Origin of the sequence: Capnocytophaga sp. oral taxon 902 (assembly GCF_013394735.1) — a bacterium.
GTDB lineage: Bacteria > Bacteroidota > Bacteroidia > Flavobacteriales > Flavobacteriaceae > Capnocytophaga > Capnocytophaga ochracea.
Genome location: NZ_CP058261.1, coordinates 2,229,120 through 2,255,693 on the forward strand (window position 1 = coordinate 2,229,120; position 26,574 = coordinate 2,255,693).

17 protein-coding genes are annotated in these 26,574 nt (G+C 38.0%); 14 read left to right on the plus strand and 3 right to left on the minus strand.

Features of this window, described 5'->3' with window-relative positions:
• Positions 1–657 precede the first annotated feature (657 nt).
• The 4 genes from HW278_RS09545 (at position 658) to lysS (ending at position 8,531) form a co-directional block, all read left to right on the plus strand.
• Positions 658–2,034, plus strand: coding sequence for a sigma-54-dependent transcriptional regulator (locus tag HW278_RS09545; protein ID WP_002670899.1), 1,377 nt, complete (start codon positions 658–660; stop codon positions 2,032–2,034).
• 88 nt (positions 2,035–2,122) lie between these two features.
• Entirely contained in the window at positions 2,123–5,053 is a 2,931-nt protein-coding gene (locus HW278_RS09550) for a glycoside hydrolase family 3 N-terminal domain-containing protein (protein ID WP_178977659.1), read from the plus strand.
• 71 nt (positions 5,054–5,124) lie between these two features.
• On the plus strand, positions 5,125–6,450 hold the full coding sequence (nhaD, locus tag HW278_RS09555) for a sodium:proton antiporter NhaD (RefSeq protein WP_178977660.1): 1,326 nt from the start codon (positions 5,125–5,127) through the stop codon (positions 6,448–6,450).
• 392 nt (positions 6,451–6,842) lie between these two features.
• Positions 6,843–8,531, plus strand: coding sequence for a lysine--tRNA ligase (gene lysS, locus HW278_RS09560; RefSeq protein WP_178977661.1), 1,689 nt, complete (start codon positions 6,843–6,845; stop codon positions 8,529–8,531).
• An 86-nt stretch (positions 8,532–8,617) separates the two neighbouring features.
• Here the strand turns inward: lysS and HW278_RS09565 are convergent, their stop codons facing one another.
• Positions 8,618–9,937 (minus strand): sugar MFS transporter, encoded by a 1,320-nt coding sequence (locus tag HW278_RS09565; RefSeq protein WP_178977662.1) that lies wholly within the window; start codon positions 9,935–9,937, stop codon positions 8,618–8,620.
• A 280-nt stretch (positions 9,938–10,217) separates the two neighbouring features.
• Here HW278_RS09565 and HW278_RS09570 point away from each other — a divergent pair, with 280 nt between their 5' ends.
• The 3 genes from HW278_RS09570 to HW278_RS09580 all read left to right on the plus strand — a co-directional run bounded on the left by HW278_RS09570 (position 10,218) and on the right by HW278_RS09580 (position 16,407).
• Positions 10,218–13,094 carry a TonB-dependent receptor gene (locus tag HW278_RS09570; RefSeq protein WP_178977663.1) on the plus strand — a complete coding sequence of 959 codons (2,877 nt, stop codon included), beginning with the start codon at positions 10,218–10,220 and terminating at the stop codon, positions 13,092–13,094.
• A gap of 142 nt (positions 13,095–13,236) precedes the next feature.
• The gene (locus tag HW278_RS09575) at positions 13,237–15,267 is read left to right on the plus strand and encodes a recombinase (protein WP_178977664.1); all 2,031 of its coding nucleotides are present in this window, start codon (positions 13,237–13,239) and stop codon (positions 15,265–15,267) included.
• Positions 15,268–15,279: 12 nt separating this feature from the next.
• Positions 15,280–16,407: an aminotransferase class I/II-fold pyridoxal phosphate-dependent enzyme gene (locus tag HW278_RS09580; protein ID WP_178977665.1), complete on the plus strand. Its 1,128-nt coding sequence runs from the start codon at positions 15,280–15,282 to the stop codon at positions 16,405–16,407.
• Between the two features lie 57 nt (positions 16,408–16,464).
• Here the strand turns inward: HW278_RS09580 and fmt are convergent, their stop codons facing one another.
• Positions 16,465–17,415: a methionyl-tRNA formyltransferase gene (gene fmt, locus HW278_RS09585; RefSeq protein WP_178977666.1), complete on the minus strand. Its 951-nt coding sequence runs from the start codon at positions 17,413–17,415 to the stop codon at positions 16,465–16,467.
• 1,187 nt (positions 17,416–18,602) lie between these two features.
• Here fmt and HW278_RS09590 point away from each other — a divergent pair.
• The 3 genes from HW278_RS09590 to HW278_RS09600 all read left to right on the plus strand — a co-directional run bounded on the left by HW278_RS09590 (position 18,603) and on the right by HW278_RS09600 (position 21,478).
• Complete coding sequence (locus HW278_RS09590) at positions 18,603–19,562, plus strand: IS30 family transposase (RefSeq protein WP_255493530.1); 960 nt, start codon at positions 18,603–18,605, stop codon at positions 19,560–19,562.
• A gap of 118 nt (positions 19,563–19,680) precedes the next feature.
• Positions 19,681–20,919, plus strand: coding sequence for a sulfate adenylyltransferase subunit 1 (locus tag HW278_RS09595; RefSeq protein WP_178977667.1), 1,239 nt, complete (start codon positions 19,681–19,683; stop codon positions 20,917–20,919).
• 148 nt (positions 20,920–21,067) lie between these two features.
• Entirely contained in the window at positions 21,068–21,478 is a 411-nt protein-coding gene (locus HW278_RS09600) for a hypothetical protein (protein ID WP_178958452.1), read from the plus strand.
• 315 nt (positions 21,479–21,793) lie between these two features.
• Here HW278_RS09600 and HW278_RS09605 read toward each other — a convergent pair whose 3' ends face one another.
• A complete protein-coding gene (locus HW278_RS09605; protein ID WP_009420700.1) occupies positions 21,794–22,267 on the minus strand; it encodes a hypothetical protein in 474 nt (157 codons plus the stop codon).
• Between the two features lie 419 nt (positions 22,268–22,686).
• On the opposite strand from HW278_RS09605, the gene rocD reads away from it, so the two are divergent.
• The 4 genes from rocD (at position 22,687) to dgt (ending at position 26,474) form a co-directional block, all read left to right on the plus strand.
• Positions 22,687–23,931 carry an ornithine--oxo-acid transaminase gene (gene rocD / locus HW278_RS09610; protein ID WP_048747386.1) on the plus strand — a complete coding sequence of 415 codons (1,245 nt, stop codon included), beginning with the start codon at positions 22,687–22,689 and terminating at the stop codon, positions 23,929–23,931.
• A 119-nt stretch (positions 23,932–24,050) separates the two neighbouring features.
• Positions 24,051–24,860 carry an enoyl-ACP reductase gene (locus tag HW278_RS09615; RefSeq protein WP_009421302.1) on the plus strand — a complete coding sequence of 270 codons (810 nt, stop codon included), beginning with the start codon at positions 24,051–24,053 and terminating at the stop codon, positions 24,858–24,860.
• A gap of 47 nt (positions 24,861–24,907) precedes the next feature.
• Positions 24,908–25,117, plus strand: coding sequence for a membrane protein insertion efficiency factor YidD (gene yidD / locus HW278_RS09620; RefSeq protein WP_002680684.1), 210 nt, complete (start codon positions 24,908–24,910; stop codon positions 25,115–25,117).
• Between the two features lie 13 nt (positions 25,118–25,130).
• Positions 25,131–26,474: a dGTP triphosphohydrolase gene (dgt, locus tag HW278_RS09625; protein WP_178977668.1), complete on the plus strand. Its 1,344-nt coding sequence runs from the start codon at positions 25,131–25,133 to the stop codon at positions 26,472–26,474.
• Positions 26,475–26,574: the final 100 nt, after the last annotated feature.

Consider the following 26,574-nt stretch of genomic DNA (forward strand, 5'->3'; position numbering starts at 1 on the left):
CGGGATACTAACAAGTTATCAACAGGTTGTTAATAACTTATTATGTTGATAATAAGTATTTTAATGTAGTTATAAACAGATTTACGGTATTTTGGCACGGAATTTTCTATATAGTAGGCGTAAGTTGATAAAACTTATTGTGCATAGTAATAAAATAAATGATTTGTCACAAACAGAAAATGGTTAAAAATTAAATTACTGAAAAAATTGCTAAAAGAAACATTGTTAGATAAGAATCATTAAACAAAACTGTTGTTAAAAATTAAATTTCATTTCATTGTGTTGTTGGGAAACAACTTTTATATTAAGAACATTGCTAAAATTTTAATTGTTTAAACACAATCATTTATTAAACTATTTTAAGACATTCCTTTAAGTTTAGCCAAGCTAGCTTAAAGTACTAACAAATATTGGGAGTTAGTAGTAGTATTTATATTATATGCATTGAAGAAAGACTTTCTTGAAAAAAGAAAGTCTTTTTTTATTAATATAGTATGTTTATTAGAAAAGTTTTGTATATTTGCAAAATTTTTGTCCTGTTTTAAAGAGCGCTTTTTAAACGCACAAAGCTGATGTTCATATTTTTATCATATGATGATAAGTGAGAGAACGGCTAAAAACAGTATATTTTTTAATTTAAAAAGACATATATAAAGTATGAAGAATCCAATTCTTTTAGTAGAAGATGATGTAGTTTTTTCCAAAATGTTAGGTAAATTTTTGGAACGCAATGGATATGAAGTAGTAAGATGTTATAATTTAGAAGAAGCGGAGAAAAGCCTAAATGCATCGCTAAGTTTAGTATTCACTGATTTACGTCTGCCCGATGGTGACGGTATCAATTTCTTGAAAAAGGTGAAAGAAGTATATCCAGATTTGCCTGTAGTGGTAATGACCAGCTATGCGGAAGTATCGACTGCGGTAGAGGCAATGAAATTGGGTGCTTTTGACTATATATCGAAACCGTTCCAACAAGAGGACGTACTGAATGTTATTAAGAATGCGCAAAGCAGTACGCGTACGGCTTCGTTACCTAAGAAGGAAAATGTGAAGGCGGACAACAGCCCTGGCAAAGCTGCTCAGCCTGTTGTTACTAACGAAAATTCATATATAGAAGGTGTAAGTGCCGCTTCTAAAAAGCTGAACAAGTTTATCAGTTTGGTAGCCCCTACGGATATGTCGGTACTCATTACTGGTGAAAGTGGTACGGGTAAAGAGGTGATAGCCAAATCTATTCACTTGAAAAGTGAGCGTCGTAACAAGCCTTTTATTGCGGTGGACTGCGGTGCCATTCCTAAAGAAATTGCATCGAGTGAGTTCTTCGGTCACGTAAAGGGTTCGTTTACGGGAGCAATTACCGATAAAAAAGGACACTTTGAAGAGGCAAATGGTGGTACTATTTTCCTTGATGAGGTAGGAAACCTAAGCTATGACAACCAAATACAGTTGCTACGTGCCCTACAAGAGCGCCGTATTAAACCTATTGGTAGTTCTAAGGAAATAGAAGTTGATATTCGTGTATTGGCAGCTACCAACGAAGATTTATTGGCAGCAGTAGGAAAAGGAGAGTTTCGCGAAGACCTTTATCACCGATTGAACGAGTTTTCGATAAAAGTACCTTCGCTAAGTGAACGCAAAGACGACTTGATGATATTTGCTTCATACTTCTTGGAAAAAGCAAATGAAAAGCTACATAAGAACGTACAAGGGTTTACTGAAAAGGCGGTACAAAAGATGCTTTTATACACTTGGGGAGGTAACTTGCGCGAACTATCGAACACGGTGAAACGCGCTGCCCTACTCACACAAGGTGATTATATTACCGAAAATGAGTTGCCAGAGCCTGTAATTACTGAAACACGCCATTTCCCTACAGAGCGTTTTTCTTTTTCAACCAAAGAAAACGAGCGTGAACTCATTATTAGTGCGCTACACGAGACCCATAATAATAAAACAGAAGCAGCTAAGCTGTTAGGCTTTACACGTAAAACACTTTACAACAAACTTAAAGCCTATAACATAGACGAATTTTAATAGGTAAAGGGTAAGAGGTAACAAGGTAAAAGGCAAGTAAAACGCCTCTTATCTGTTATTTCTTACCTTTTACTTTTTATACAAAAAAATGAGAAAGACTTATTTACTAATTACTTTTTTTTACTTATCACTATTTACTACACTTGCCCAAAATAAATCTCCTTTAACAACTACCGATGCCCAAGCACAACAGCAGTGGGTGAACGACACCTATAACAAAATGAGCCTTGATGAAAAGATTGGGCAACTGTTTATGGTATCGGTATTTTCAAGCCATATAGGCACAAAAAAAGCCGAAGAGGTAAAAGACTTCATAAAGAAATACTACATTGGAGGGATTATCTTCTCCAAAGGAGGACCGAAGCGTCAGGCAAAGCTCACTAATGAATACCAAGCACTCTCTAAAATTCCGCTTTTTATGGCAATGGATGCCGAGTGGGGATTGGCGATGCGCTTGGACTCTACTTATGCTTACCCGTGGAATATGACCCTTGGGGCAATCAAAGATAACTATCTTGTAGAACGTACCGGTAGACGCATAGGGTTACACTGCAAACAATTGGGTATGCAGTTTAACTTTGCTCCTGATATTGATATTAACACAAATCCGAATAACCCTATTATAGGAAATCGTTCGTTTGGCGAGGATAAAGAGAATGTAACCCAAAAAGGGCTTGCTTTTACTCGCGGAATGCAGTCGGTAGGGGTGCTGGGCAGTGCCAAACACTTTCCTGGTCACGGCGATACTTCTAAAGATTCTCATAAAACTCTACCGCTTATATCTTTTGCTGCTAACCGTATTGACGAGGTAGAACTTTACCCTTTTAAAGCCCTCATCAGAGAAGGAGTAGCTAGCATAATGGTAGGGCACCTTAATATTCCTTCCTTAGAACCTAAAACAGGGCTACCTTCGTCGTTATCAAGTGCTATTATCACTGATTTACTCAAAAAGAAATTAGGTTATCAAGGGCTTATCTTTACCGATGCACTTGGTATGAAAGGGGTATCGGAATACTTGCCCGTAGGCGAAGTGGAAGTAGAAGCCTTCTTGGCGGGTAACGATATTTTGCTGATGCCAGCTAATGTAGCTAAGGGTTTTGAGGCGATGAAGAAAGCCTACCAGAACAAACGCATCAGTGAGGAACGCTTAGCACATTCAGTAAAGAAAATACTAATGGCTAAATACAAAGTGGGGCTCACATCTTTTAAACAGTTAGATGAAAGTACTGTAACCTCTACCTTGCACACAATAGAAGACGATTTGCTCACTGAGGAACTGTTTGAAAATGCGATTACGGTAGGGCAAAACAAGGAAAATATACTGCCTATAAAGGACTTGGACAAGCGAAAAATAGCCTATGTGAAGTTTGGTAACGACAGTGGTTGGGCGTTTTATTCCACCTTACGCAAATACGCAGAGACCGTGCTTATTGAGCCTAAGAATGAGGCACAGCTATATGAAGCAGTTGAACCTTTTGACACGATTATCATCGGGTTGCACAAACCAGATAAGACCCCTTGGGACGCATACAAGTTTACAGAGAACGAACTGAAATGGTTAGAGCATATTGCTAAGAAAAAAAAGGTAATCCTCGCAGTGTTTACTCGCCCCTATGCGATGCTCGACGTGAAAAATATAGCTCCTATTAAAGCTATTGTATTTGCTTACCAAAACCACAAAGTAGCGCAAGAGAAAGCCGCTCAGCTCATCTTTGGTGCTATTGAAGGCAAAGGAGTTTTGCCTGTAACAGCACACCCTAACTTACCCGTAGGCACTTCAATTGCTACTCCCAGAATAGGACGCTTAGCTTACGGCTTACCTGAAAGCGTGGGACTCAATTCTCTTAAACTAAAAGAGATAGACAGCATTGCTCTTGATGCTGTAGCACAAAAGATGACACCCGGGATGCAGGTATTGGTTGCCAAAAGAGGAAAGGTAGTTTACCGCAAGAATTTTGGTACTTTAGATTACAATCCAGCTAATAAAGTGACCGACAATACTATTTACGACCTCGCTTCGCTTACGAAGATATTGGCTACTCTTCCCGAATTGATGCGTCTTTATGTGCGTGGAGATTTCAAACCCGTAGATACTTTTGAGGATTTGCTACCCAAGCTCAAACATACAAACAAGGGAGATTTGGTAATGAAAGATGTACTCTCGCACTATGCTCAGTTCCAGTCGTGGATTCCTTTTTACCGAAAAACCTTAGACATTGATAAAAAACCTTCGCCTGAGTATTACAGCACTACCAAAAGTGATTCTTTCCCTACTGAGGTAGCCAAAGACTTATATCTTAGAGAAGGGTATACTGACAGTATTTATAAAACAATTGACGAGAGTGAGCTTATCAAAGATAAAAAGTACTTGTATAGCGACCTCCCTTATTATTATTTCAAGAAGTACATAGAAAAAAAAAACAAGAAGCCCCTACAAGAAATCGTTCAGAAGCACTTTTATAGAGGTTTAGGAGCCTACCAGCTTACTTTTCTTCCTTTGCAACGCTTCTCTCCTGTAAATATTGCACCTGCCGAAGATGAAAAGACCTTTCGTTCTCAGGAGCTTCGAGGGTACGTACACGACCAAGGAGCAGCCCTTTTAGGAGGGGTTGGTGGGCACGCAGGACTTTTTGGAACTGCCGACGATGTAGCCAAAGTGATGCAAATGTACCTCCAACAAGGGTATTACGGTGGTACGTGGTTCTTGCAACCTCAGGCTATAAAAATCTTCAACACTTGTAACTACTGTCCAGAAGGCAACCGTCGGGGTTTAGGATTCGATAAGCCACAGTTAGGCAAATCAGGTCCTACTTGTGGTTGTGTGCCAATGGATAGCTTTGGACATACCGGTTTTACAGGCACTTTTGCGTGGGCTGACCCCACTAATGAAATAGTAATAGTTATCCTCTCGAACCGCACTTATCCCTCTTCTGACAATAAACTTTTAGTAAACCGATTGGTGCGCCAAAAGATACAAGGAGTGGTGTACCAAGCTCTATCTGCGAATAAAAACTTTTAAAAAGATTTGGTATATAACGAGAAGTTTTAGTACATTTGCGCCACGTTAATTTTTAAAATAGAATTTATTATATGGAAGCGTGGATTATTGCCATTTTTTTCATTGGCTATCTTTGTATTACTACCGAACACCAAATAAAGGTAGACAAAACCATTTCAGCCTTAGCTATGGCTGTCATCTGTTGGACGATACTTAAAGTATTTAACCTTGATGTACTAGAAGTGCTCAACGGAGTGTTAGTGCCCGTAGATATAGCTAACAACAGTAATGCTATTGATGAAGCACTACGACATCACTTAGCTGAAACTGCTGAAATTCTCTTTTTCTTAATCGGTGCAATGACCATAGTAGAAATCATTGATATGCACCGTGGGTTTGAAATCATCAAGCGGGTGATTCGCACTAGAAGCAAAGTAAAATTGCTTTGGATTATAGGCATTATTGCTTTTTTCCTCTCTTCTATTATCGACAACCTTACTACTACCATTATTCTCATAACCATTGTACGTAAGCTCATACCTGACCAAAAAGAGCGTATTTGGTATGCTTCCCTCATTGTGATCGCTGCCAATGCAGGAGGGGCTTGGTCTCCTATCGGTGACGTAACGACTACTATGCTTTGGGTAAAAAATAAAGTAAGTGCTGCTAAATTAGTAGAATACGTATTTATTCCTGCTACTGTATGCTTGATAGTACCTTTATTTGTCGCTTCGTTTTTACCTGTATTCAAAGGAAAGATAGACACTTCAGACAGCGAAGAGAGTATTACTTACAAGAGCAGTATGCCTGTGTTGGTAATAGGCTTTATCTCTATTATCTTTGTACCTATTTTTAAATCGATTACACACTTACCTCCTTATATAGGTATGCTCTTTGCTTTGGCTACTATGTGGTTTATTTCTGAAAAATTAAAACCTATCAGGGAACTTTCATCGACCGATAAGGATAAATTCAGTATTCATCGTGCTTTAGGACGTATCGAATTTTCGAGCATACTATTCTTCTTAGGAATCCTCTTGGCAGTGGCTTCATTGCAAACTATCGGTACGCTTTTCAATTTTGCACAAACATTGAATGAGACTATCCCAAGTACAAACGTAGTGATTTTGCTCTTAGGTTTTGCCTCTGCTGTAATAGACAACGTACCATTAGTAGCGGCTAGTATGGGTATGTTCCAAGAACCTATGGATAGTGGTCTTTGGCACTACATTGCCTATGCGGCTGGTACAGGAGGTAGCTTGCTTATCATCGGTTCGGCTGCGGGGGTAGTAGCTATGGGTATGGAAAAGATTAATTTCTTTTGGTATGTGAAAAACATCTTATGGATAGCCCTTTTAGGTTTTGTGTTAGGTTATCTTACTTTGGTAAGTTTTGAAGCTTTACACGTTTTTGGATAGCATAAAACGATACATCATATACGAAAGACTGCCTAAATATAATTTTTTAGGCAGTCTTTTTTAATAGGTGAACATCAGCATAGTTACTTCTTAGTCTCTCTTTGTGTATTATGGGAGGTGTATAGAGAATATAAAAGTACTTCAATGCACAGTGTTCACATTTAAAAATAACTTAGTATCTTTACTAGCAAAAGCACATTATGAAGAATTGTTTTACAGAATAAATAGGATTGTAAGGGAGAAGACTCTTAAAACTTTAAATATGAACGTCGTGTTTATTTGCGAATACTATTGTGTAAGTCAAAAAAACGCCGTACTTTTGCACCCTAAAAGTATTTCAATTAATCACTAGCCACTAACCATTTATCATTAAGCGTTAATCATTAAAAAAGATGTTATCAGAACAAGAAATCATTCGCAGAGAAAAACTCTCTAAATTGAAAGAATTGGGGATAAACCCTTATCCCGCTCCATTATATCCGGTTGATACTACCTCTAAGGATGTAGCCAACCATTATGAAGAAGGTAAACAAGTGGTTGTAGCCGGTAGATTAATGTCGTTGCGTGTACAAGGAAAAGCCTCGTTTGCTACTTTGCAGGATAGTGAAGGCACGATGCAATTGTACTTCAACCGCGATGAGATGTGCCCTACTGATGATAAAACGCTTTACAACGAGGTGTTTAAAAAATTATTGGATTTAGGTGACTTTATAGGTGCTGAAGGAACACTCTTCATCACTAAAATGGGTGAGAAAACTGTGTTGGTAAAGAACTTTACGCTACTTTCAAAAGTATTACGTCCGCTACCTATGCCTAAGGTAGATGCCGATGGTAAAGTACACGATGCCTTCACCGATCCTGAACAACGCTACCGTATGCGCTATGTAGATTTGGTAGTAAATCCACAAGTGAAAGAAGTGTTTATCAAGCGCACTAAACTCTTCAATGCTATGCGTCAGTTTTTTAACGATGCAGGTTATTTGGAAGTAGAGACACCTATACTACAAGCTATACCAGGGGGAGCTAGTGCACGTCCGTTTATCACTCATCACAATGCGTTGGACATTCCGCTGTATATGCGTATTGCCAATGAACTTTACTTAAAACGTCTTATTGTAGGAGGTTTTGACGGGGTATATGAGTTTTCTAAGAACTTCCGCAACGAGGGTATGGATAGAACTCACAATCCTGAGTTTACGGCTATGGAAATTTATGTGGCTTACAAAGATTATCACTGGATGATGGACTTCACTGAACGCTTAATCGAACATTGCGCTATAGCCGTGAATGGTACTACTAAGGCGACCTTTGGTAAACATACAGTAGATTTCAAAGCACCTTATCCACGCCTTACGATGACTGATGCTATTAAACAGTTCACAGGCTTTGACATCACTGGGAAGACAGAAGACGAATTGAGAGCCTTTGCACAGTCTATCGGTATTGCAGTAGACGAGGCGATGGGCAAGGGCAAACTGATAGATGAGATATTTGGTGAGAAATGTGAAGGTAACTTCATTCAGCCTACTTTCATTACCGATTACCCGAAAGAGATGTCGCCACTGACCAAAGAACACCGCGACAACCCCGACCTTACTGAACGTTTTGAGTTAATGGTATGCGGTAAGGAAATTGCCAATGCTTATTCGGAATTGAACGACCCTATTGACCAACGTGAGCGCTTTGAAGAACAATTGCGACTCTCAGAAAAAGGCGACGACGAAGCGATGTTCATTGACCAAGATTTCTTGCGTGCTCTTGAATACGGTATGCCACCTACCTCAGGTTTGGGTATCGGTATGGACAGACTCGTAATGTTCCTCACTAATAATGAGAGCATACAAGAAGTGCTTTTCTTCCCACAAATGCGTCCTGAGAAGAAAGAAGTAGAGCTTTCGGAAGACGAAAAAGTAGTGTTTGAACTTTTGAAAACCTCAGAAAGACTGGTTTTAGATGCTCTCAAAACACAAACAGCATTTTCTAACAAGAAATGGGATAAAGCCATTAAAGGTCTTACCAGTAAGAAAGTAGCGAAAGTAGTAAAAGAAGGGGAAGAACTGTTCGTGGAATTAGCAAATTAACAAGATTGAAAATTAGCAAAATATATACTTTGTCAGAGTCCTTGGACTCTGACAAAGTTTTTTATTGACCATTAACCTTTAATAAATTATTTATTGTTCTTGTAAAAACCAAAGAAAGCGATATAACCGTAGCAAACTACTAAGGTGAGGAATGCTAAGCGGAAACCTATATAGTCGGTAAGGAAACCGTACAGAATAGGCAAGAGTCCGCCACCGACAATCATCGTACAAAGGATACCTGAAGCTTGAGTTTTGAGTTCGTCTATCCCTTCACAAGCAAGCGCAAAGATAGTAGGAAACATCATAGAGTTGAAGAGGCCGATACTTAATAAAGTCCACATTGAGAGCAAACCACCAGTATTGATAGAAAACAAAATAAGAGAGATGGCAACTATAGCAAAAGCAATGAGAACTTTGGCGGGAGCAATCCACTTGATGAGATAAACACTGATAAAGCGTCCTAACATAGCACCTCCCCAGTAGAAAGTGAGAAAAACAGCTATAATAGCCTTGGGATCGGCTGAGGTTAGATGAGGTTTCCCTGCCAATAAGCCAAGCGTTTCTACAATAAAGCACATAAAAGGGCTCTCTAAAATATCCTTAGTGATGTTCATATTGATGAAGTAGTTTACTGCATAACTTCCTATCACTACTTCAGCACCTACATACAAGAAGATACCTATAGCCCCCAACAGTAAGGGAGTTTTCTTGAGAAGATTCGAATAACTGTCTTTATTTACTTCTTCTTTTATTCTATAAGCATAAGGTAATTTAACTACTGCAAAAACAAATGCTAAAGCAAGTGCCCATAAGGCTATATACAAAAAAGGTAATTGTATAGAGAAGGCTTCTTCACGGAAATAAATAAGCTTATCTGTAGTGTCTAAGGCTTCTATTTCAGCTTCTTTTTTTATTTCGTTGCTCAGTAAGTAAGTGGCTCCAAATATAGGAGCAATAGTAGTGCCTATGGCGTTGAAAGCTTGAGAGAAAGTGAGCCGGCGAGGTGTAGTGGCTTCGTCGCCTAAAATCACTATATAAGAGTTCATAGCCACTTGTAGGAAAGTAACGCCACAGCCTAATACGAAGATAGCAGTTAAAAATACCCAATATAAACGTTCTCCAGCAGCAGGATAGAAGAGCAAAGCACCTAAGGAGATGAGCAAAAGACCTAAGATAATGCCTCGCTGATAACCTATTTTAGTGAGAATAAAACCTGCAGGGATAGAAAAAAATAAGTAAGACAAGAAGAAAGATAGAAGAATATAGGCTGCATCGGAATAATGCAACTGAAACACATCACGAAGATGAGGTAATAAAAGCTGTATGAGCACTGTTAAACCTCCAAAAAGTAAGAATAAAAGTGCTACCAGAACAAAGGCTTGGGTATGTTTCTTTTGTCTATTCATTGCTGTATGAGCTCGGTTTAGAGCGCAAATCTACTACAAAAGATTAAAAAATAGTTAAAATTTAACACTTTATTTTTGCTGTATACATAACTTTAAGCGCACAACATACTTGTAATTAGTGTTTTAAGTGTAAGTAGACTCCTTGTTAATAAATATGTTAGAAAATATTTTGACAAATCTGTTGGGGGATATCAAAAAAGTTAGTAACTTTGCTCCGAATAAATAGTATTACTTAGCTCACTACTGACCATAACCATTCGTAACTAATTTAACTAATATAATGAAAAGCTGGTTTTTAAATGTAGCCGTACTTTTTCTCACATCAATGCTTTACTCACAGCAAGGAGTTATTACAGGTGAAGTAATTGATGGTGATTACAACGCTCCGTTAATGGGAGCAAATGTTTTGGTTAAAGGGACTACCAAAGGGGCTTCTACTGATATGGACGGTAAGTATTCCTTGAATGTAGACTCACCTACTGGAACCTTAGAGTTCTCTTATCTTGGATATGTTACCAAGACAGTTTCGTATAAACTTGTGAATGGTAAAGCGCACGTGCGAATTACCCTTACAAGCGACCAACAAACCCTAGGAGAGGTAATTGTAACAGGTAAAAGCACCTTGTTAGACATTGCACAAGAGCGTAAAACACCTGTGGCGGTATCTACTATTCAAGCTACCGAAATTATAGAAAAATTAGGTACACGTGAACTTCCTGAAGTACTCAATCGCACACCTTCTGTCTACGCCACCAAAGGCGGAGGAGGCTTTGGCGATTCTAAAATCAATATTCGAGGTTTTGACAGTAGGAATGTGGCTGTAATGGTTAATGGTATGCCTGTAAATGATATGGAAGGTGGTACCGTATACTTCAGTAACTGGACAGGGCTTTCAGATGTAACTTCCGCAATGCAGGTACAACGTGGGCTCGGTGCATCTAAATTAGCGATTGCATCGGTGGGTGGTACTATGAATTTCATTTTGCGTGCTTCAGATATGCAAGAAGGAGGGAATATATCTTTCAACTATGGTACTAATCAAGAATATAAAGGTACGGTTTCTTACAATACAGGAAAGAGTCTTACTGGTTGGTCGGCTTCTGTGTTGTTCAGCAAAAATGCAGGACGTAAATATGTAGATGGTACTCAGTTTGATGGCTATAGCTACTATTTTGCGTTAGGTTATGAACCTTCTAAAAAACATAGTTTCCAATTTACCTTCACAGGGGCTCCACAATGGCATAACCAACGTAATATAAGTCCGCTAATTTCTGATTATCAGAAATATGGTTCAGAAGACAAACCCAACCGTCGCTATAATTCAGATTGGGGATACTTAAATGGTGAAGAACACACTATTAAGAAAAATGTTTATCACAAACCAGTAGCAATGCTCAATTGGGATTGGAATATCAATGAAAGTACTTCCCTTAGTACTGTAGTATATGCATCATTAGGACGTGGTATGGGAACAAGTTCATCGGGGGTGGCACATTCAATCTCTTCGAAAACTACTGCTAGTGGTACAACCACTTATTCACTTCAGAAAAACTATTTAAATTCTTTCCGTAAAGATGATGGACAGATAGATTTCGATAAAGTGGTGCGTTATAACAACGGAGAGACAGTAGATGATTTACTCCCTATGCAACACCCAAGAGAAGCAGGAAAGAACGTAACAATTGCTAATCCAGGTGGAGGTCGAGCTTTTACAGGTTATGGTGAAGGGTTTACCTTAAATGGCTCAGTAAACTCACACGACTGGTATGGTATCCTTACCAACCTGCAACACCAGATTAATAATCACTTCACTATTAATATGGGGCTTGATGGTCGTTATTACTATGGTTATCACTACCAAGTAGTAACTGATTTGTTGGGTAACGATAGTTATACTGATAATACACGAAATAACAACAAGAATTTGCCAACTCCTACCGTAATTCGTTCTGCGGTATCTACTAAGCCATCTTGGAATCCTTTCCAGAAAGTAGAACCTCTTGAAAATCGTATAGGTTATAGTAGTGAAGGGGAAGTGAAATGGATGGGACTTTTTTCACAGTTAGAATACTCTGACGATCATTTTTCAGCTTTCTTACAAGGTTCTACCTCTATGCAGTCGTACCAACGTATTGATAACTTTTTGAAAGATGGAGTTTCACGCGCCATAAGTACAAATCCTAATTCGGTAATGTATACTAAAACAGGTTTTAAAAACTTGATAGGTTATAATATCAAAGGAGGAGTGAATTATAATATCAACGAACAGCATAATGTGTATGCTAACATAGGATATTATTCTAAGCAACCTTTCTTCAACGCTGTATATCCTAACAATCTAAACTATTTAAACCCTTCGCTTACCAATGAAAAGATATTTGGAGTAGAAGCTGGATATGGTTTTAAATCTAAGTTCTTCAGTGGTAATTTAAACCTTTATCACACTACTTGGAAAGATAGATTCCTTCGTCAAACTTACACTTTCGGAAGTTCTTCAGGAGGACGTGGCAGTAATACAGGCTATGCAAATATTTTGGGTGTTCAAGAAATACACAATGGGGTGGAAGTAGATTTCAAAGCTACTATTACTGATTACTTAAAACTAAATGGTATGTTCTCATTTGGTGACTGGTATTACAAAGGCGATGCTTCAGGGACTCTTTTGAATGAGAATGGTAATGCTATAGACTTACAAGGAAATGAGGTGCCTGTTGGTAGGGCTGCAGAGCTCAAACTATACTTAGATAAAGCAAAGGTAGGACAAACAGCTCAAACAACAGCTTCTTTAGGATTAACTGTACTGCCCGTGAAGAATTTGAATTTTGATATCGATTGGCGCTATATAGATAACCTATATGCTAATTTGAATATTGGTACTTTTTCTGAAAAAACAGTAGCCGAAAAAGGAGCTATAAAATTACCTGCTTATCATTTGTTTGACCTTTCTGCTTTTTATAGATGGCAACTTACTGATAAGCAACGTCTCACTTTCTCAGCTCACGCCTATAACCTATTAGATACTTATTACATCGCTGAATCATATACAAGCATTCACACCACTGATAGTAGTAAAACTTACCAAGGTATCGATGTAAGAAACCAAGTGTACTTTGGTGAAGGTCGTACCTTTAGCTTCGGCGTACGCTACAACTTCTAATAAGTTGAAAAATAAAAGATAAGAACTCAAAAGGCTGTCCTACTCGGGCAGCCTTTTTTAATTAACAAATTAGCAGATTGACAATTTTTTCGTACCTTTGCACCATTCTAAATTATCAATTCTTAATTATTTATTGTAGGATATGTTACGATTCGCAAAAGAATATAAATCTATTTATGAAATCTTTGAGACTTATATGCACTCATCAGACTATGAAGATATTGACTTCGTGTTTGATGTAGTGAACTACTTTCGTCGCAAAAGTAAAAATAAAAAGTCTCCTCTCAATATCGATGAACTCATCACTGAAATCAAACACAAACCCGATAGCATCGCTTTCTTCAAGGAAAAACTCCATAACGTATTTGCTAATAAACAAAAAGTAATTCTTTTTACTGATGCTGGTCTGCTGAATAGTGTTTCTTTCTTCAAAGAATTGCGTCGTCGTATCAGTCGTCAGCTTTTGCCCGACCAGCCTTCTCAAGAGAATATACAATACGTACTCAACCAACTCTTCTACCGTCCTTCCGATGTGAAATGGGTACATCAAATTCCTTTAGATAACTGGAAAGAACTCTTTGAAATTCTTGCTGTATCTACTTTCTATGAGGATAGTGAGAGCAAAACTACTTCCAAGCAAATTCTTTTGGCAATAATGATTCTCTCCCAACGTATGGGAGGGCTCGCCTTGCAAACTGATGTGCGCCGTATGGTGCCTGAATATGCTCATCTCAACAGCCCCTTTATCGCTCTCGACGATGAGCTGAACAATCTTGCACGTACTCTTTCCAAGGAAGATAAGCCTTATTTATATATACAAGACCACGAACTCGATTACAAACAGCTGAATATCCTAGCTGGTCAGTGTGAGGATTTTGTAAACAAAGCTGATGCTAATACTTCTAAATATGGGGTGAGTTTTAGTGTGAACCAAACTCTTTTGCTTATTCGTCAGCAAATAAAACGCATCAAGCGACTCTATAACTACCTGTTTATAGAAAAAGAAGCTGATAAATGTGAAAAAACGATTGCCTTCTACTTAGATATGGTGAAAACTAATTCTAAGAAGAACAATATTCGAAAACTGATAGATGATAGTGTTTATAACATCACCTACGAGATTACGAACTATACTGGAAAGACGGGTGAACACTATATTACTTCTACTACCGGTGAGTACTTCAAGATGCTCAAAACAGCTTTGTGGGGTGGCGTTATCGTGGGTTTTATGTGTTTGGTAAAACTCTATATGTCGATGCAACCCGACCAAAGTGATTTTTTTCGTGCGCTAAACTACAGTTTAAACTACGCTATTGGTTTTGTGCTCATCTACCTCACAGGGTCTACTTTGGCTACCAAGCAACCTGCGATGACGGCTTCTACGATTGCTAAGACTTTAGAGAGCCTCAGCGACAACGATAACAATAAGGAAAAACAGAAACACTACACCGAATTCTCAGCACTCTTTACGCGTTTGTTCCGTTCGCAGTTCATCGCCTTTGTGGGCAATGTGTTTGGTGCTTTTCCTGTGTCTATGCTTTTAGCGATAGGAATGAGTTATCTCAGTGGTTACAATATCGCTACCAAAAAGAGTCTACATCTCTTGGAAGACCTGAATATATGGCACACCCCTGTATTTTTGCACGCTTGTATTGCAGGGATATTTCTGTTCTTATCGGGTATTATAGCAGGTAACGTAGCTAGTGTAAACAACTTTAACAACTTCTATTATCGTCTTTCCGAACACCCCTTTCTTAAAGGCTTCTTTGGTAAAGTACGTATGCAACGTGTTGCTAACTGGATGCAACAAAAGTGGCCGAGTGTCGTCTCAAATATTTGGTTTGGAGTCTTTATGGGAAGTGCGTGGGCAATAGGTCATTTCTTCGGTTTGCCCATCGATATACGCCACATCACCTTTGCCAGTGGTAATTTAGCTTATGGCTTGTATGGTATGAATTTTATCATTAGCTTAGAGAATATCTTTTGGTGTATCTTAGGCATAGGTATTATAGGCTTTGGTAACTTTATTGTGAGTTTTGGTCTCTCTCTATGGATAGCCTTGCGCTCTCGCGAAGTACCTGCTTCAGAACTAAAATATTTAGGTCGTTGTGTATGGAGAGCCTTTAAAGCTCGTCCCAGAGCCTTTTTCTTCCCCGTAAAGGAGAGAGAATAAAGAATATTCAATATGAAACACATCAAAGAAAAATTAGCTGAACGTGAGGCTCACAATGCTTTACGCAGTCTCAAACAACGCCATTTTGCTATCGATTTCTACTCCAATGATTATATAGGATTCAGTACAAATTCTGAGATTACTAAACGCATCTCTCAATTACTCCCTCAGCAAACGGCACCTCACGGGGCTACAGGCTCCCGATTGCTTTCAGGTAACTTGCCTATATTTCCCGAAACCGAAAGCTATATAGCTCATTTTCATAAGGCTGAAACAGCTCTTTTGTACAATTCGGGCTATGACGCCAATGTGGGATTCTTCTCCTGTATCGTAGGGCGGGGTGATATTATCTTATACGATAGTTACAGCCACGCTTCTATACGCGACGGTATTTCACTGAGTTTAGCCAACTCCTATAAGTTTAAACATAATGATTTAGACGATTTAGAAAAGCTCTTAAAGAAGTTTGCTACCCCTGATAAAACGATGCTCATCGTTACTGAAACAGTTTTTTCAATGGACGGTGATAGTCCTGATTTGGTGCGTTTGGTAACATTAGCAAAGCAGTATGGGGCTTATATAGCGGTAGACGAAGCACACGCCATAGGAGTATTTGGCAAGCACGGCTCTGGGTTGGTGCAAGCATTGGGGTTAGAAGAAGAAATCTTTGCCCGCATCGTTACCTTCGGAAAAGGCTTGGGAGCACACGGAGCAGCTGTCTTAGCTTCAAATGAGGTAATACAGTATTTAGTGAACTTTTCACGCTCTTTCATATATACTACTGCTATGAGTCCACATAGTGTGGCAACTATTAGGGCAGGATATGAGACCTTACAGACAACTAAGTCAATAGAACAACTGCATCATAATATACAGTATTTTAAATCGCAAATTGCTAAATACAATATACAGGGTTTTATTCCTTCTGATTCGGCTATTCAAGCCATAGTAGTAGCAGGCAATGAACGAGTGAAAGCACTTGCCAAAGTACTACAAGCCCAAGGCATAGGTGTATTACCCATTTTAGTGCCCACCGTGCCTGCGGGACAAGAACGGTTGAGAATATGCTTGCACAGTTTTAATACCGAACAAGAAATCGAAAAATTAATGAGCCAATTAGCCGATTTTTCAATTATCTGATTAAGAAAGCGAACTTTACCAAAGTTTTTTAATTGCCTGTCGTGCTACGACTCGTCATTATAGTATTGTGGTATTATCAAAGCTGAACCCATTTAGCAAGTCTGTGGTCTTCATACGTTTTTTAGCAGGTAATTGCAATTCTAATAGCTGTATATAACCATCTTTCACAGCTACACGCAGTCCTTTTTTATCTACTAAGAGTTCCCCAATAGGATATTGATGAGAGACAGGTTCGAAAAGAGCATCATATACTTTTACATTTAACACTTCTCCTTTTTGTACAAACGCTGTCCACGCAGTAGGGTAGGGGCTCATTCCCCTCACTAAACGCTCTATTGTCATTCCTTCCGCTTGCCAATCTATCTTACAAGTCTCTTTGTATATCTTAGGAGCTTCGGCAAAGGTTACTTCTTTGTTTTGTGGTTGGGTAGTGCAAGAACCTTCTGCAATGCTATCTACGGTTTTTAGTACCAATTCAGCACCTTGCACCATTAGTTTGTCGTGTAAGGTACCCGCTGTTTCGTGAGACTCAATAGGTGTAACCTCTTGTGCGATAATAGCTCCTGTATCAATCTTTTCGTCTATAAAGAAAGTCGTTACCCCTGTTTCCTTTTCCCCGTTGATAATTGCCCAGTTGATGGGAGCTGCTCCACGATAGTTAGGCAAAAGAGAGGCGTGCAGATTGAATGTGCCGTATTTAGGTAATCGCCATACCACTTCGGGCAACATACGGAAGGCTACTACTACTTGCAAATCGGGTTGTAAGGCTTTCAGTGCATTTACAAAAGTTTCATCTTTTAGTTTTATGGGTTGTAATACCGGTATCCCTTTGCTTTCGGCATAGAGTTTCACTGGCGACTGGTGTAGCTTCTGTCCCCGTCCCGAAGGTTTATCGGCTACCGTTACTACACCTACTACGTTGTAATGGTTCTCTACTAATGCTTTTAGCGACGCCAACGCAAAGTCAGGTGTCCCCATAAATACAATTCTCATTTTATCACTTGTCATCTTTTTTACCTTTTACCTTATAATCTTTTAATTGTCTCAGAAGCTCATTTTCTTATTTCAGTTAAGCGATGAGCTCGTTTTTAGCTCTGATTTATTTTGTGCAAAAATATAAAATTTGGTATTAATAGTAAAGTTTTTTGTAGTAAAACTTTTAATACAAGTTATTATTGGTTCTTCTTTCGCCCCTTATAGTTAAATAACATCAATTCAATATAACAAAATTTCATTTTTCATTCGCCTTTCCTATCACTAATTCCCCCTTTTCCGTCATACTCCCTCCTAATGCCTATGGCCTATAGTCCAGAACCTCTCACTCCATTTGCTAATTTCCAAATTTGCTAATTCTCTAATTTCCCGACCCGTCAATTCTCTTTCCGTCATACTCCCTCCTAATGCCTATGGTCTATAGTCCAGAACCTCTCACTCCATTTGCTAATTTCCAAATTTTCTAATTCTCTAATTTCCCGACCCGTCAATTCTCTTTTCCTTCACACTCCCCCCTAGTGCCTATGGCCTAAGGCCTATTGCCTTTTCCCTTTCTTTCGCCTCGAAACCCCGTTTTTAACATTTTTATCATTGTTGTATCATAGTGTTAATCAACTTTTTATATACCCTTTCTATACCAATCGTCCAAGATTCGTATAAGCTTCCTATAAGCTCCCTATAAGCTAACCATACCCTCCTAACGACCATTTCTCACCAAAATCACTCTTTAATCACTTTCGAACTTCTCTGTTTTCTTCCGATAGCTCTAATCCTCTATCGCCCGTGTGACTCGCACCTCCCACCTGTCTGACTCTCGTTCTACAAGTCCGCCTCTGCTACTGCATTTCTTGTAGTTCGTGCCTCATTTACTCAGCACGGCATTCGTTTTTAAAATAATAGGCTTATACTTTATTAATAAACCACAAAAAAATCGTAGAGAATATTAGATGTTTTCTCTTTAAAAAGTCGCTTTTGCGCATTGCCCCCCTTCCTTTCGGGAAGGGGGAACGGGGGTTAGGTTTTTAAATACAAGTGTTGTAAGTTCCACTAATAATTGCAATTTTAAGTAGTAATTTTTAGTAAAACTTTTATTTTTCAGAGGGTTTTGCCTCTAAGGGGCAACCCTCTGAAAAATAAAAAAAGAGAAAAAACTATAAAAGTCTTTTCTCTTTCAAAATAAATGCTTTTCTTTGTAAATGACAATGAAAGAATATAAGCATTTAAATTTGGTGCAAAGGTCGGTAATTTCTGCTTTAAAAGCAAGCGGAATCAAACAAAAAGATATTGCTCTTTATGCAGAGTGTAATCCCTCTACCGTCAGTCGAGAGCTGTCAAGAAACAAAACAAAGACAGGAAAATACAGTCCAAAAGTAGCTCAAGAAATCTCAGAAGAGCGTAAAGAACGTTTTAGGAAAGAACGTAAATTTACTAAAGAAATGAAAGTTTTTGTTATTAAGCATATCACTGAAGAACAGTGGTCTGTTGAGCAAATTGTAGGGTATTGTAAAAAAAATAGAATACCAATGGTTGGAAAAACAACTATCTATAATTTCATTCACCAAGACAAAGAAAACGGAGGCGAACTATACAAACACACTCGTCATCAGCTTAAGCATAGAAGTAGAGCATTGTACACTTGTAAAAAGAAAGTAGAAGATAAAAAGTCTATTGAAGAACGTCCTGAGGTTATAAGTCAGAAAACAGAGTTTGGACACTGGGAAATAGATTTAATTGTAGGAGCAGGAAATAAAGGAGCGATACTTACATTGGTTGAAATGACTACTAAAATGTTATTTATGAAAAAGTTAAAAGAAGGAAAGAAAGCTAAATCATTAGCAGATGAACTTATAGATATGACCTTGCCTTACAAAAACTATATAAAGACAATTACTGCTGACAATGGTAATGAATTTTCTGATTTTAAGCGAGTTGAAAAGAAATTGAACCTACAATTTTTCTTTGCTCATCCTTATAGTTCTTGGGAGCGAGGTCTTAGTGAACACACCAATGGTCTTGTACGGCAATACATACCTAAAAATACTGATTTTAAAAATATTACAGATAAAGAAATTAAAGAATATCAATATAAAATTAATAATAGACCAAGAAAAGTATTAGATTTTGAAAAACCTAAAGATTTATTCTATCAGAAAGTAATCTGAAAAATTGCACTTGATGGTGGAATGGGCGTGTCCCATTTACTAAGTCCCAAATTTGCTAATTTGCTAATTAGTTTGTACTTTTGCACCAAATTATATTTACTCAACAGAAATAAAGCAAATGAATATATTACGATTTATCACCGCAGGTAGCGTAGACGACGGTAAAAGTACCCTTATAGGTCGATTGTTATACGATAGCAAAAGTATTTTAGCCGACCAGCTCGAAGCATTGGAACAACAATCAAAAAATAAGAACGACGATGGTATCGACCTCGCTATCATCACCGACGGGCTCCGTGCTGAACGCGAACAAGGGATTACTATCGATGTAGCCTACCGCTACTTTGCTACTCCCAAGCGCAAATTTATCATCGCCGATGCTCCTGGTCATACCCAATACACCCGCAATATGATTACGGGCGCTTCTAATTCCGAGCTCATAATCATTTTGGTAGATGCTCGCAATGGCGTAACCGAACAAACTCGTCGTCACTCAATCATCGCCTCCCTGCTCAATATCCCAGAGGTAGTGGTAACCGTAAACAAAATGGACTTGGTAGGTTATAGCGAAGAGGTATTTAACAATATCAAGCAAGAGTACGAAGAGATTGCCAAACGTTTAGGATTGAAGAGCGTGCACTATTTCCCTATTTCAGCTTTTGTAGGCGATAATATCGTGAATACCACTGAGGCGATGCCTTGGTACAAAGGCAATTCGCTTTTAGACTTTTTGGAAACAGTAGAAATTACCAAAAACAACTATGACCAACCTCGTTTTCAGGTGCAGTACGTAATACGCCCACAAACCGAAGCTTTACACGATTACCGCGGTTATGCAGGAGAAGTCATTTCGGGCACTTATCGCAAAGGTGATACGATAGTAGTAGAGCCAGAAGGTATTACTACAAAACTCAGTAAGATAGAGCATAACGGCGAAGAAGTGGCAGAAGCAAAGGCAGGTGACCCAGTAGTACTACACATCGAAGACGATATCGATATCTCTCGTGGCGACTACTTTGCCAAACAAGGAGCAGAGCCTCAGCAAGGACAAGATATTGAGGCTGTTGTATGCTGGATGGATAAACGCGAATTGCGCGAAGGTAATAAATATTTGTTGCAACAGCGTAGTAAACTTGTAAAAGCAATTGTGAAGGAAATAGAGTATAAAATAGATGTCAATACCCTCAACCAAACTGAAGGCGTAGAAAGTGTAAAACTCAATGAAATCGCAAAAATCCGACTCAAAACGGCTTCCCCATTAGTATACGATGCATTCCAAAGCAATCCTCCAATGGGTAGTGCTATCCTCATCGATGAGACCAGCAACGCTACCGTAGGAGCTGTGATGATATATTAATGCTTTTATTTTTCTGTTTTATTTCACAATAATACAAGTTAAAAAACTTAAAGCATATATAAAAAGCATTAAATAATGTTAAAAAAGAAATACTTGTATATATTATACATATATTTGCATCAAAATAACATATAAAAAAATCAAGTTTATGACAGGTAAAGAATTACAAGAATCAGTTAACAAGCTCTGCTTAGATATGAAAGCTAATTTGCCAGGCTTCATCTTTTGTGGAATTCTCAATTGCGCTGATGGAACTATCATTGGAAGTTCTTCAGCTAATCCAGAAATTTCAAAAATTGCAAACGAAGTCTCTCCCTTTTTCTCAACTATTGTAGAGCAAGTGAAAAAAGTGGTTACTTCAAGTGAATCATTAGGAGTTAAAGAAACACATAGTATTCTTATCGAAACTGATAAAGTTACTAATGTGATTGGGGTTTCAAATTCAGGGAAATATTTTATTCTCTTAGCCTTAGATAGAGCCAAAGCTAATATAGCAATAGCTAGAACTTTAGTTGAAAGAAGCAGATCCCTTGCAGGAGCATTAGATGAACACCTCTAAAAAATAGATATTAAATAATATCTTCAGAGCACAAATTTGGGCATTCCGAATTTGTGCTTTTTTGTTTTTACAAAATATATGCTACCATTCTATCTAAAGTGAAACAACAAGCTCAAATAAGCTTCTTTTTTAGTATGCGATGCTTCCAAGAGGCATTATATTCTCATTGATGAAAACAGCAATATCGTAGAACTATAATGATGAGCTTATAATGAAATCTTATTAAAAGTTTTATATTTTGATTAGTATAAAAAAGAGCACAAAACAGATTGTCTGCTTTGTGCTCTTTATAATTTTTTCTGTTAAAAAAAAACACTAAAAAAAGTCGTCTAATAGTGTCCCAAACTCTCTTTTGCACTTGTAAAGTAAAGCTCTCGAGATACCAACGTTTGATTTAGCTCTATCTAAAGCAGTAATAGAAAAGAACTTTCCTAAAGCTGAAATCATCAACATAAACGTGATTTTGTCTGTTTCAATAAGGATATAATCTAACTCCGACTTTCCTAAAGCGTCATTGCTATCTACTACTTTCTTTACTTGATCAATAATAGTAAGATGAAAGGCAGAACCTTGTTCAACTATTTTTGAAGCTTCTTCATTGGCAGAAGCTTTGCTTAAGATAGAACCATCAGAACTGCTCAAAATTCCATAGAAGAGGAATCCTGGCATTTCTGCTTTCATTTCTTGACAGTGAGCATCAAGCATTTGTTGTAGCTGTGCACCAGTTAGTTGTGTATTTACTTCTGTTTTTGCATCTGTACTTTTTGGCTGTAATACTGTATCTGTCATAATTTATGATAATTTAATGAGGGCAAAGATATGTATTATTTTTTAATAAAAAGAAATTTTTTATAAAAATCTTTTTTCTATTTTTTTGAATAAATATAAAATCTAATGTTAATACAAAGAAAATCAATAGTTAACACTGTAATAAAGTTATTGTTCAAAAGTATGAAATACTGCAGAATTATTTCTGTGAAAAGAAAAAATACTGTAAGTATAAAACGGATATTAACTATTTCATATAAAGAAATTTAGGCGTCAAACTTGTTTTTTTATATGAATATATAGGATTATTTAATTTATTGTTGTATCTTTGTCCAAGTTTTTTACGATAAAAATTACTATTAAACACAAAGTAAATATGAAAATAAAGCTTTGTAATAGAATGAATATTATTTATCTTTAAAAGTATATAACACAAATATATGATAACACATAAATTAACCTCAGAACAAGCAATGGCACTCGAAAATCAGTACGGTGCCCATAACTATCACCCACTACCCGTCGTACTCTGCAAAGGGCAAGGGGTATATGTGTGGGACGTCGAAGGCAAACGCTACTACGATTTTCTTTCGTCTTACTCTGCCGTAAACCAAGGTCACTGCCACCCACGTATCATAAAAGCACTTACTGACCAAGCGCAAACTCTTACACTCACTTCTCGCGCTTTCTACAACGATAAGCTCGGAGTGTATGAAAAGTACGTAACCGAGTATTTTGGCTTCGAGAAAGTCCTCCCGATGAATACAGGAGCTGAAGCGGTAGAAACAGCTATTAAAATATGTCGTAAATGGGCTTACGAACAGAAAGGGGTGCCTGAAAGTGCTGCCATCATCATCGTATGCGACCAGAACTTCCACGGGCGTACCACTACAGTTGTATCTTTTTCATCTGATAAAAATGCGCGTAAGAACTTTGGTCCTTATACACCTGGTTTTGTTTCCGTTCCTTACAACGATTTAGTTGCTTTGGAACAAGTACTTGCTGATAATAAAGCAACAGTAGCAGGCTTTTTAGTAGAACCTATACAAGGTGAAGCTGGCGTATACGTTCCTTCTGAGGGGTATTTAAGCGGAGCAAAAGCCTTATGCGAAAAGTATAATGCACTTTTTATCGCCGATGAGGTACAAACAGGAGTAGCGCGTACCGGAAAACGTTTGGCAGTAGACCACGAGAATGTAAAACCAGATATATTGGTACTGGGGAAAGCCCTTAGTGGAGGTGTATACCCCGTGAGTGCTGTCCTTGCTGATGACCGTATTATGCACGTGATTAAAGCTGGACAACACGGTAGTACTTTTGGAGGCAATCCTTTGGCAGCAGCCGTAGCGATTGAAGCCTTACAGGTAGTAAAAGATGAGCATTTGGCTGAAAATGCCGCTCGTTTGGGTGAGATTTTTCGCAAAGAAATCGGCGACTATATCAAAACCTCAAAAATAGCCACCTTAGTACGTGGTAAAGGACTCCTAAATGCGGTGGTTATCAACGATACAGAAGAGAGTGACACTGCTTGGAATATCTGCCTAAAGATGCGCGATAATGGGTTGCTCGCTAAACCTACTCACGGCAATATCATTAGATTTGCTCCGCCATTGGTAATGAATGAAACGGAATTAAGAGAGTGTATTGCTATTATTATCAATGCTTTAAAAGCGTTTGAAAAGTAATACACTTATTGTATACAGATAGAAAGCTACCTAAAATGTCAGGTAGCTTTTTATTTATACAGAAATATTTTGTACATTTGCCCCATAGGAACAAAATTCATTTTATAAAAGAAAAAATTATGTATAATTTATTAAAAGGAAAAAAGGGTATCATCTTTGGTGCCTTAGACGAAAATTCTATTGCTTGGAAAACAGCAGAACGTGTACACGAAGAAGGCGGTAAGTTTGTACTTACCAATGCTCCCGTAGCAATGCGTATGGGACAAATAAAAAACTTAGCTGAAAAAACAGGCTCTGAAATCATTCCTGCCGATGCTACCAATATGGACGATCTCCAAAACTTGGTAACCAAAGCTATGGAGATTTTAGGGGGTAAGTTGGATTTTGTGTTGCACTCTATCGGTATGTCGGTAAACGTACGCAAAAACATTCCTTACACCGAGTCTAACTATGTGAACACCGAAAAAGGTTGGGACGTTTCAGCGCTTTCTTTTCACAAGGTATGCCAAGTGCTTTATAAGAACGATGCAATGAACGAGTGGGGTAGTATTGTTGCCCTTACTTATATGGCAGCACAACGCACCTTCCCTGATTATAATGATATGGCTGATAATAAAGCCTACTTAGAATCTATTGCGCGTAGTTTTGGCTATTTCTTTGGTAAAGACAAGAAAGTGCGTGTGAATACCATTTCACAATCACCTACCGCTACTACTGCAGGACAAGGTGTAAAAGGTTTCGACGGTTTTATCGCCTATGCCGATGCTATGTCGCCACTGGGTAATGCCACCGCTCAAGATTGTGCCAATTATACGGTATCTCTCTTCTCCGATCTTACTCGCAAAGTAACGATGCAAAACCTCTTCCACGATGGAGGCTTCTCTAATACTGGTGTAAGCAACGAAGTAATTGAGCGATTTACTAAGTAGTAGTTAGAAAACTAACGGCTAATAACTACTGACTAATAACTAATGAAATGAAGTATCTTTTCATTTATTTAGTGCGCTTTTATCAAGTAGCCATTTCGCCACTCAAGCCTCCTACGTGCAGGTATACCCCTACCTGCTCGCAATACACTTTAGAAGCCTTGCAAAAGTACGGTTTTTTTAAAGGAGGCTGGTTGGCAATTAAGCGTATATGCAGTTGCCACCCTTGGGGAGGCAGTGGCTATGACCCCGTACCTTAAATAAACAATAAAAATGCTTTGGGAAAACTTACTCTCTCTTAACAAATATGGTGATACTAGTCTTCGTTTGCGAAAAAATGAAGATGAAACACGACTCAGTTTTGATATGGATTATGACCGTGTGGTCTTTTCAAGTGCTTTTCGTAGCTTGCAAGACAAAACACAAGTAATTCCACTTTCAAAAACAAGTTTTGTACACACACGTCTTACACATAGTATTGAGGTGTCGGTAGTGGGGCGTAGTTTGGGGCGTGCTGTGGGTAAACACGTGCTCACTAAATATCCTCACTTGCGCGAATTGGGTTACCAAACTAATGATTTTGGAGCCATTATTGCAGCAGCTGCGGTAGCACACGATATTGGTAATCCACCTTTTGGACACAGTGGTGAAAAGGCTATAGGAGAGTTTTTTCAATTCAAAAAAGGAACTGCTATCAAACATTTACTCACAGAAGCCGAGTATGCTGATTTGTGTAGTTTTGAAGGGAATGCCAATGGTTTTAGAATTCTTAATGAAACACGTTTGGGGGCAGAGGGGGGCTTACGGCTTACTTATGCTACCTTAGGAGCTTTTACTAAGTATCCTAAAGAATCACTACCTGTACGTCCTACTGACCGTATAGCTGATAAGAAATATGGTTTTTTCCAAGGCGATAAAAAATTCTTCAAAGAGGTGGCTGAAACTTTAGGACTAAAATCTAATAGTGTAAATGGTGAATTGCGTTATGCACGTCACCCCTTAGCTTTCTTGGTCGAGGCAGCCGACGATATCTGTTATACTATTATAGACTTTGAAGACGGTATCAACTTAGGGCTTATAAGCGAAGATGTAGCCTTAGAGTATTTAGGTGGTATCATCTCAGATAAGATAAATACTCATAAATATAGCAAACTACAAACTAAAGAAGAACGTATTGCTTATTTACGTGCAGTTGCTATAGGCACTTTGATACAAGATGCTACCGACATCTTCTTGCAAAATGAAGATGCAATCTTGGCAGGAGAATTTCACCAGTCGCTTTTATATGATAGTAAATATCGCCACCAAATCACTGATGTAATAGATTGTAGTGTGGAACGTATATATCAATCAGATGAGGTAGTAGAAAAAGAAGTATCGGGCTATGTGGTTTTACAACATTTATTAGATATCTTTTTTACAGCTATTATCAATCAAGAAAACGGACGTGAGACATCATTTGATAAACTTTTGCTTAAAAAGTTACCTGAAAAGTATCGCAAAAATGGCTCGTTATATGACAAAGTGATGGGCATTACTTGTTATATTACAAGCCTTACCGATAGTAATGCAGTGGAATTACATCTAAAAACAGCCAATACAACCTTTAATATCTAATATTTTAATATGTTTATTATCAGATATATTATAAAGAAAGATTAAAAAAAGTTTAAAAAAACGCTCTAAAAATTTGCAAGTAATAAAAAAAGTAGTACCT